6 protein-coding genes are annotated in these 7,826 nt (G+C 66.2%); 1 reads left to right on the top strand and 5 read right to left on the bottom strand.

Going from position 1 to position 7,826, the window contains the following annotated elements:
- Positions 1-58 precede the first annotated feature (58 nt).
- Both HMPREF3067_RS03155 and dnaE read right to left on the bottom strand, forming a co-directional pair.
- Positions 59-1,261, bottom strand: a complete 1,203-nt coding sequence (locus tag HMPREF3067_RS03155) for a cobalamin-independent methionine synthase II family protein (RefSeq protein WP_070768286.1) — start codon at positions 1,259-1,261, stop codon at positions 59-61.
- 88 nt (positions 1,262-1,349) lie between these two features.
- Positions 1,350-4,919, bottom strand: a complete 3,570-nt coding sequence (dnaE, locus tag HMPREF3067_RS03150; RefSeq protein ID WP_070768285.1) for a DNA polymerase III subunit alpha — start codon at positions 4,917-4,919, stop codon at positions 1,350-1,352.
- Between the two features lie 65 nt (positions 4,920-4,984).
- On the opposite strand from dnaE, the gene rarD reads away from it, so the two are divergent.
- Positions 4,985-5,869, top strand: coding sequence for an EamA family transporter RarD (gene rarD / locus HMPREF3067_RS03145; RefSeq protein WP_070768284.1), 885 nt, complete (start codon positions 4,985-4,987; stop codon positions 5,867-5,869).
- Here the strand turns inward: rarD and HMPREF3067_RS03140 are convergent.
- The 3 genes from HMPREF3067_RS03140 to lspA are packed head-to-tail and all read right to left on the bottom strand — an operon-like array spanning position 5,844 to position 7,808.
- A complete protein-coding gene (locus HMPREF3067_RS03140; RefSeq protein WP_070768283.1) occupies positions 5,844-6,392 on the bottom strand; it encodes a hypothetical protein in 549 nt (182 codons plus the stop codon). The genes rarD and HMPREF3067_RS03140 overlap by 26 nt on opposite strands.
- A complete protein-coding gene (locus tag HMPREF3067_RS03135; protein ID WP_070768282.1) occupies positions 6,389-7,315 on the bottom strand; it encodes an RluA family pseudouridine synthase in 927 nt (308 codons plus the stop codon). Before HMPREF3067_RS03135 ends, HMPREF3067_RS03140 begins: the two co-directional genes overlap by 4 nt.
- Positions 7,299-7,808: a signal peptidase II gene (lspA, locus tag HMPREF3067_RS03130; protein ID WP_070768281.1), complete on the bottom strand. Its 510-nt coding sequence runs from the start codon at positions 7,806-7,808 to the stop codon at positions 7,299-7,301. Before lspA ends, HMPREF3067_RS03135 begins: the two co-directional genes overlap by 17 nt.
- Positions 7,809-7,826 lie beyond the last annotated feature (18 nt).

Here is a 7,826-nt window from a genome sequence, read left to right as displayed (position 1 = left end):
GCATAATTAGGTACACAAAGGCCCCCGCACGCGGCGAGGGCTGTGGAGAACTTAACTGCTAGAACAGCTCGCGCGACGCGATTTCCGCGCCCTCGACCAGCGACTGCAGCTTCGCCCACGCGATCTGGTAGTGCATGCGCCCACCCAGACCACAGTCCGTGGAGGCGACGACCTTGTCCGGGCCAACCTGCTCGGCGAACTTGATGATACGGTCGGCCACCAGGCGCGGGTGCTCTACGGCGTTGGTGGAGTGCGAGACCACGCCCGGGTAGATGACCGTGCCCTCGGGCAGCTCGCGGTCCTGCCAGACGCGCCACTCGTGGGCGTGGCGCGGGGACGCACCCTCGAAGGAGAAGCCACCGATCTTGGCCTGCAGAATCTCGTCAATAATGTCCGCGAACGGCACGTCGGTCACGTGTGGGCCGTGCCAGGAACCCCAGCAGATGTGCAGGCGGGTCTTTTCGACGGGCAGGTCGCGGATGGCATCGTTGAGCACGTTGATGCGGTCCCGCACGAAGCCGCGGAAATCCTCCACGGACGGCTCCGGGTTGATCTGGTCCCAGGCCTCGGCCAAATCGGGGGCGTCGAACTGGACGGTGAAGCCGGCGTCGGTAATCGCCTTGTACTCGTGGCTCAACGCCTCGCCGCAGGCGCGCACGACGTCGAAATCGTCGTCATAGTACTTGTTCTTCAGGCGGGCGGCGGACCCCGGGGACAAAGCGGCGACGAAGCCCTCAGTGGCGCCGTCCTTGTCCATGGCCTGGCGCAGCAGCTTCACGTCGACCTCAACCTGGTCCTGGCCGATGTAGGTAATCGGGCCGGTGAACTCCGGGTTGCCCACCTTGGAGCGGCCGGTGAAGATGCCGGACTCCGGATCCTCGTAGGCCTCGGAGAACAGCGCGCGGTCGCGACGGTCCGGAAAGGAAGTCAGGCGCGGGTTGCCCGGGGTGGAGCGCACGACCTCGTCGTTGGCCCAACGGTCGGTGTCAGTCATGGTGAGCCCGCCCAGGCGGGTAAAGGAGTAGTTCCACCAGGCGCCGTAGTCGACGGCGCCCGAGGTGATGTGCCCGTACTCCCCCTCGTTAATGATGTCGAGGCCCAGGTCGACCTGGCGCTTGACCACCTCGTCGACGGAACGCTCCAGGATGGCGTGGAATTCCTCGTCGTTGAGCGCACCCTGGGCCCGCTGGTGGTTGGCTTCCAGTAGCTCCGGGGTGCGCGGCAGCGAGCCGACGTGGGTAGTGCGAATCTTGTTGGCCATGGGAGGTTCTCCTTCGTTCCTAGTAGACTGTGCTGTCTAGATTAACTGAGGAGGGCCTCCGTCCCGACGTTTTTATTCACCCTGCCGGCTAGCCGAGGATGCCGGCGCCCATCGTCGCCTTCAAATCCCCCATCAGGTTGCCGGAGCGCTCCACGCGTAGATCCTCGCCCAAGATCATCATGGTGGACTCGTCGCCGCACGTCAGCGTCAGGTAGACGTCGGACTCGCCGCGGTTGTTGGTCAGCACCTGCTTGAGCTTGGCGATGTTGTCCATGGTGCACTGGTCGGTGCGCATCGTCAGCCGCAGCGGCAGGCCGGCGCCGTTGCCGGGGCCTAGGTCGGGCACGCGGATGTCGTTGCAGAACAGGGACATGCGCTCGTCCCGGATCTTGACCTGGACCTTGGCCAGGATGATGTTGTCCTCCACGATCTGCGGAGCGACCAGGGAGTAGACCTTGTTGAAGACCAGGATTTCCACCTGCGCGCCGTGGTGGTCCTCCACCGTGACGATGGCCCAGGGCGAGCCGTCCTTCTTGGAGAAGCGCCGGTCCACGCCCGAGATGATGCCGCCGATGAGCAGCTCCTGCTTGTCGCGGACCTCCCCGGCCAGGATCTTGGGCAGCGGGGTGTCTGTCTGCGCGTCGAGGGCCTCCTCGAAGCCGTCCAGCGGGTGGCCGGAGACGTACAGGCCCAGCATCTCCCGCTCCAGCGCCAGCTCGTGCTTGCGCTCCCAGTGCTCGTCCGGAATCTCGATAGCGAAGGCGTTGGCGGTCTCGGAGTCGTCGCCGCCCAACCCCGCGAACAGGTCGAATTGGCCCTTGTCCGCGGCCTTCTTGGTGGTCTGCACCGAGTCCACCGCGTCCTCCTGGATGAGCATCAGGCCCTTGCGGGGGTGCCCCAGGGAGTCGAAGGCGCCGGCCTTGATGAGCGACTCGGTTACGCGCTTGGAGCACGCGGCCAGCTCGATCTTGTCCAGGTAGTCGGAGAAACTGGTAAACGCGCCCTTTTCGCGGCGGGTGGAAATCAACGACTCCACCACGTCCGCGCCGACGTTACGGATGGCCCCCATACCGAAGCGGATGTCCTCGCCGACTGCCTGGAAGTCGACGTCGGACTCGTTGACGTCCGGCGGCAGCACCTTGATGCCCAGGTGACGGCAGTCGGACAGGTAGATGGCGGACTTGTCCTTCTTGTCGCCGACCGAGGTCAGCAGCGCCGCCATGTATTCCGGCGCGTAGTAGGCCTTCAGGTAGGCGGTCCAGAAGGAAACCAGCCCGTAGCCGGCGGCGTGGGACTTGTTGAACGCATACGACGCGAAGGGCTCGATGGTGCCCCAGAGGGCATCGACGGCCTCCTTGGAGTAGCCGTTGTCGAACATTCCTCCGGAGAACTTCTCGTACTGCTGGGCGAGCACCTCGGGCTTCTTCTTACCCATGGCCTTACGGAAGCCGTCTGCCTCGCCGGCCGTGTAGTTGGCCACCTTCTGGGAGATACGCATGATCTGCTCCTGGTAGACGATGAGGCCGTAGGTCTCGTCCAGGATCTCCTTCAACGGTTCTGCCAGTTCGGGGTGGATCGGGGCGATTTCCTTGCGCCCGTTCTTGCGGTCGGCGTAATCCCAGTGGGCGTTAACACCCATCGGGCCCGGGCGGTAGAGCGCCAGCGATGCCACGATGTCCTTGAAGCCCGTCGGCTTCATGCGCTTGAGCAGCTCCTGCATGCCTCCGGAGTCCAGCTGGAACACGCCCAGGGTCTCGCCGCGGGAAAGCAGGTCGTAGACGCGGCTGACGGCCGGGTCATCGGCGTGCAGGTCCTCCAGGTGGATCTCCTCGCCGCGGTTTTTGCGGATGTTTTCTAGGGCGTCGCCGATGACGGTGAGGTTGCGCAGGCCCAGAAAGTCCATCTTCAGCAGGCCGATGGCCTCGCAGGCCGGGTAGTCCCAGCCGGTGATGATGGCGCCGTCGGCGGGCCGCTTCCACATCGGGATGTGGTCCATCAGGCGCACCGAGGCCATAATCACCGCGCAGGCGTGGACGCCGGCCTGGCGGACCACGCCCTCCAGGCCGCGGGCGGTGTCGTAGATCTGGCGGACGGTCGGGTCGGATTCGACCATGTTGCGCACCTCGGCGGCCTCGGAGTAGCGCTCGTGCTCTGGGTCGGTGATGCCAGCCAGCGGGATGTCCTTGGCCATGATCGCCGGCGGCAGGGCCGCGTTGATGCGGTCGGCCATCTGGAAGCCCTCCTGCCCGAAGTGCACCTTTGCAGAGTCCTTGATGGCCTGCTTGGTCTTGACTGTGCCGAAGGTGATCACCTGGGCGATCTTGTCCTCGCCCCAGCGCTCGGCGGCGTAGGTAATCATCTCGCCGCGGCGGCGGTCGTCGAAGTCGATATCGATATCGGGCGCGGACGGGCGCTCCGGATTGAGGAAGCGCTCGAAGAGCAGGTCGTGCTCGATGGGGTCGATATTGGTAATGGTCAGCGCGTACGCGACTAGGGCGCCGGCGGCCGAGCCACGGCCCGGTCCGACGCGGATGCCCACCGACCGGGCGTACTTGATGAGCTCGGCCACGATGAGGAAGTAGGACGGGTAGCCTTTCATGTCGATGACCGAGATCTCGTACTCGGCGCGCTTGATGTAGTCGTCCGGCACCTCCGAGTCGGGGAAGCGCGCCTTGAGCCCCTCCATGACCTCATGGGTCAGCCAGGAGGTCGGGCTGTAGCCCTCCGGCACGTCCGCGATCGGCATGCGGTCGTGGGTGTGTTCCTCCCAGACCTTGCTGTAGTCGCCGACGCGCTCGGCAATCCACAGGGTGTTGTCACAGCCGTCTGGGACCATCTCGTCCCAGATCTCGCGCATCTGCTGCGCGGACTTGATGTAGTAGCCCGAGCCACCGAACTTGAAGCGGTCCGGGTCGTTAAGAGTCTTGCCGGTCTGCACGCACAGCATGGCCTCGTGGTTGGCGGCCTGGGATTCCAGCACGTAGTGGCAGTCGTTGGTCACCAGCGGCGGCAGGTCCAGGCGGCGGCCGATTTCCAGCAGGGCGTCGCGGGTGCGCTTTTCGATGTCCAGCCCGTGGTCCATCAGCTCTAGGAAGTAGTTGTCCTTGCCGTAGATGTCCTGCCACATAGCGGCAGCCTCCAGCGCCTCGTCGAACTGCCCCAGGCGCAGGCGCGTCTGCACGTCCCCCGAGGGGCAGCCGGTGGTGGCGATGATGCCGTCGGCGTGCTCGGCGATAAGCTCGGCGTCCATGCGCGGCCATTTGCCCAGTTGCCCCTCGTAGGAGGCCAGCGACGACAGCTTGAACAGGTTCTGCAGGCCGGTGGCGTTCTCGGCCAGCATGGTCTGGTGGAGGTAGGCGCCGGAGGCGGAGACGTCGTCGCGCTTCTGGTCCGGGTTGCCCCACAGCTGGCGCTTCTTGTTGAAGCGGGAGCCCGGCGCCATGTAGGCCTCGATGCCGATGATCGGCTTAATACCCGCCCCCGTCATGCGGCGGTAGAAGGCGTCGGAGCCGAACATGTTGCCGTGATCGGTCATGCCCACAGCCGGCATCTGCTGCCGGCTGACCTCCTCTGCTAGCAGATCCACCTTGGCCATGCCGTCCAGCATGGAAAACTCGGTGTGGTTATGCAGGTGGACGAAGGAGGAGTTTTTGACCATGCCGGCTATTCTAGCCGGTGCGTCAAGGCAGCCTTAAAGCCGTGGAAGGGGTACCTTTTAAGCCAATGCTGTATACACTCGCCGCCTACCTGATGTGGGGATTTTTCCCTGCCTTCTTCCCGCTCCTGCTGCCCGCCGACCCGCTGGAGATCCTCGCCCACCGCGTGGTGTGGACCGCCGTGCTAGTCGGCGCCTACTTGCTGGCCACCGGCGGCTGGCGGGAGCTGCAAGCCTTCAGCCTGCGCACCTGGGGCTGGATGGCCGCCTGCGGCGTGGCGATCACCATCAACTGGGGTGTGTACGTCGTGGCGATTAACACCAACCACGTCGCCGACGCCGCCCTGGGCTATTTCATCAACCCGCTGGTGGCGGTCTGCCTAGGCATCATCTTCTTGAAGGAGCAGCTGCGCCGCGGCCAGCTGGCGGCGGTCATCATCGCCGCGGTCGCGGTGCTCTGGCTGACCTTCATGACGGGCCAGACGCCGTATATCTCGCTGGCGCTGGCGCTCAGCTTCGGCATCTACGGGCTGCTCAAGAAGAAGATCTCGATCTCCTCGACCGGGTCCGTAGCGGCGGAAACCCTGGTCATGGTCCCGCTGGCGCTGGGCTACCTCATCTACCTAGAGGCCGGCGGCCAGGGCACCTTCTTCAACCAAGGCCCGCTGCACCCGCTGCTGCTCATCAGCGCCGGCCTGGTCACCGCGCTGCCGCTTCTGTGCTTCGCCCAGGGCGCCAAGCACCTGCCTCTGGCCACCATCGGCATGCTGCAGTACATCACCCCGACCATGCAGATGCTCTGGGCGCTGTTTGTCACCCAGGAGCACATGCCCCCGGAGCGCTGGGTCGGCTTCATCATCATCTGGGTGGCCGTGGCGGTCTACCTAATCGACCTGTTGCGCCACCGGCCGCGCAGGGCGCGGCGGACTACAGGGCGCCCGGCGGGCGAATAGCGAAGCTGCCCCAGGCGGCATCGGCGGGCGCGGGTTGCACGGCCGCCACCTGCCCCTCCCCGGCGATGTCCCGCAGGGTCTGCCCGGTGTCCCAGACCACCACGGCGCTCAGCTCGCGGGGGATCTCGACGTGCCCGATTCCCTCCAGCCCCGCCTGGGTCTGCTCCAGCGCGGCGTCGAAAACGTCCGCCCGGTTAGCCCCGGCGACCGGCTCCGGCACGGCGATGGGCTCAGACGCGCCCACCAGCATGGCGTTGACGCGACCGGCCGGCTCCACAACGTCGGCGGCGTCCTGGGCAGATAGCGCGGACCGGAAGGTCACGAGCGCGTAGGTGGAGGTGGCATCGTCAGCGGCGGCGAGGCTATCCGCGGCCCGGGCGACGTACGCGCCCTGGTCCTCGCCGGCTTCGGGGCCAAGCTGGTCTCCCTGCAGTGGCGCGGTAGGCTGCGCGCCGAAGGCCCCGGCCGCCCAGACCACCCCGACCGCGGCGACGCCGACGACCGCCCAGCCACGGCCATTCATCCGCGCACCACGTCGAGGGCGTGGGCCAGATCGTCTGGATACGGCGCGGTGATTTCCATCCAGCGGCCGCTGACCGGGTGGTAGAAGCCCAGCTTGACCGCGTGCAGCCACTGGCGGATAAGCCCCAGGCGCTGCGCGAGGTTGGGATCGGAGCCGTACATGGGATCCCCACAGCACGGGTGCCCGGTGGCGGACATGTGCACGCGGATCTGGTGCGTGCGGCCGGTCTCCAGGTGAACCTCCAGCAGGCTGGCCTCGCGGAAGGCCTCCATGAGCTGGTAGTGGGTCACGGCCGGCTTGCCGTCCTCGGTGACGGCAAATTTCCAGCCGGCGGACGGGTGCCGGCCGATGGGGGCGTCGATGGTGCCCTCGATGGGATCGGGCAGGCCCTGGACCAACGCGTGGTAGGTCTTTTTCACCGTGCGCTCCTTGAAGGCGCGCTTGAGCACCGAGTAGCCGCGCTCGCTGGCGGCGACCACCATCACGCCGGAGGTGCCCACGTCTAGGCGCTGGACGATGCCCTTGCGCTCCGGCGGCCCCGAGGTCGAAATCCGGAACCCGGCCGCGGCCAGGCCCCCGACGACGGTGGGCCCGTCCCACCCGACGGTGGGGTGGGCGGCCACGCCTACGGGCTTATGCACGGCGATGACGTCGTCGTCGGAGTAGAGGATGTCCATGCCCTCGACCAGTTCCTCGGCCGGCATGAGCGGCTTGGGCGGCTCCGGCATGGTCACGTCCAGCCAGGCGCCCTCCAGCAGGCGGTCGGACTTGCTCTGGGGTTTGCCGTCGACGGTGACGTCGCCGTCGGCGCACAGCTGCGCGGCCGTGGCCCGGGAGAAGCCGAGCAGCTTGGATAGGGCGGCATCGACCCGCATGCCGGCGAGTCCTTCGGGGACGGGCAGCGTTCTACTCTCCCTGTGCACGGGCTTGGCTCCTTTCTTCTCGGAACATGGCGACGATGAAGATGACCACCCCGATGGTGATGGACGCGTCGGCAATGTTGAACACGGCGAACGATCCCACGGAGATGAAGTCCACGACGTGGCCAAACCAGAAGCCCGGTTCGCGGGCGATACGGTCGATAAAATTGCCCAGGGCGCCGCCGGCGATCATCGCCAACCCGACGGCCTGGCCGGGGTCTTTGATCCGCGGGGCGGCTATAGCCACGCCCACGACGAAGGCCAGCTGGATGGTGGTAAACAGCCAGGTGGCCCCCTCCCCGCCCATGGAGAAGGCGGCCCCGGGGTTGAAGACGAGGAAGAACCGGAACCAGTCCCCGATGACGGCGACGGCTTCGCCTTCGTCGAGCCACGCCAGCATTACCGCCTTGGTCACCTGGTCGAGGACTGCCACCGCCACCACGATGGTGGCCATTAATCCGAGATTTCTCCTTTTAGTTGGGCTCACCCGGTCCATTGTAAACGTATCGATCCG

The sequence above is a fragment of the Corynebacterium sp. HMSC04H06 genome (assembly GCF_001815935.1).
Lineage (GTDB): Bacteria > Actinomycetota > Actinomycetes > Mycobacteriales > Mycobacteriaceae > Corynebacterium.
Note: the sequence above shows the minus strand (reverse complement) of the source record. Positions and strands in the feature narration are given on the sequence as shown.

Excerpts from the sequence above, each read along its gene's own strand:
- HMPREF3067_RS03155 (WP_070768286.1), bottom strand. The coding sequence starts at position 1,261 with ATGGCCAACAAGATTCGCACTACCCACGTCGGCTCGCTGCCGCGCACC.
- dnaE (WP_070768285.1), bottom strand. The coding sequence starts at position 4,919 with ATGGTCAAAAACTCCTCCTTCGTCCACCTGCATAACCACACCGAGTTT.
- rarD (WP_070768284.1), top strand. The coding sequence starts at position 4,985 with ATGCTGTATACACTCGCCGCCTACCTGATGTGGGGATTTTTCCCTGCC.
- HMPREF3067_RS03140 (WP_070768283.1), bottom strand. The coding sequence starts at position 6,392 with ATGAATGGCCGTGGCTGGGCGGTCGTCGGCGTCGCCGCGGTCGGGGTG.
- lspA (WP_070768281.1), bottom strand. The coding sequence starts at position 7,808 with ATGGACCGGGTGAGCCCAACTAAAAGGAGAAATCTCGGATTAATGGCC.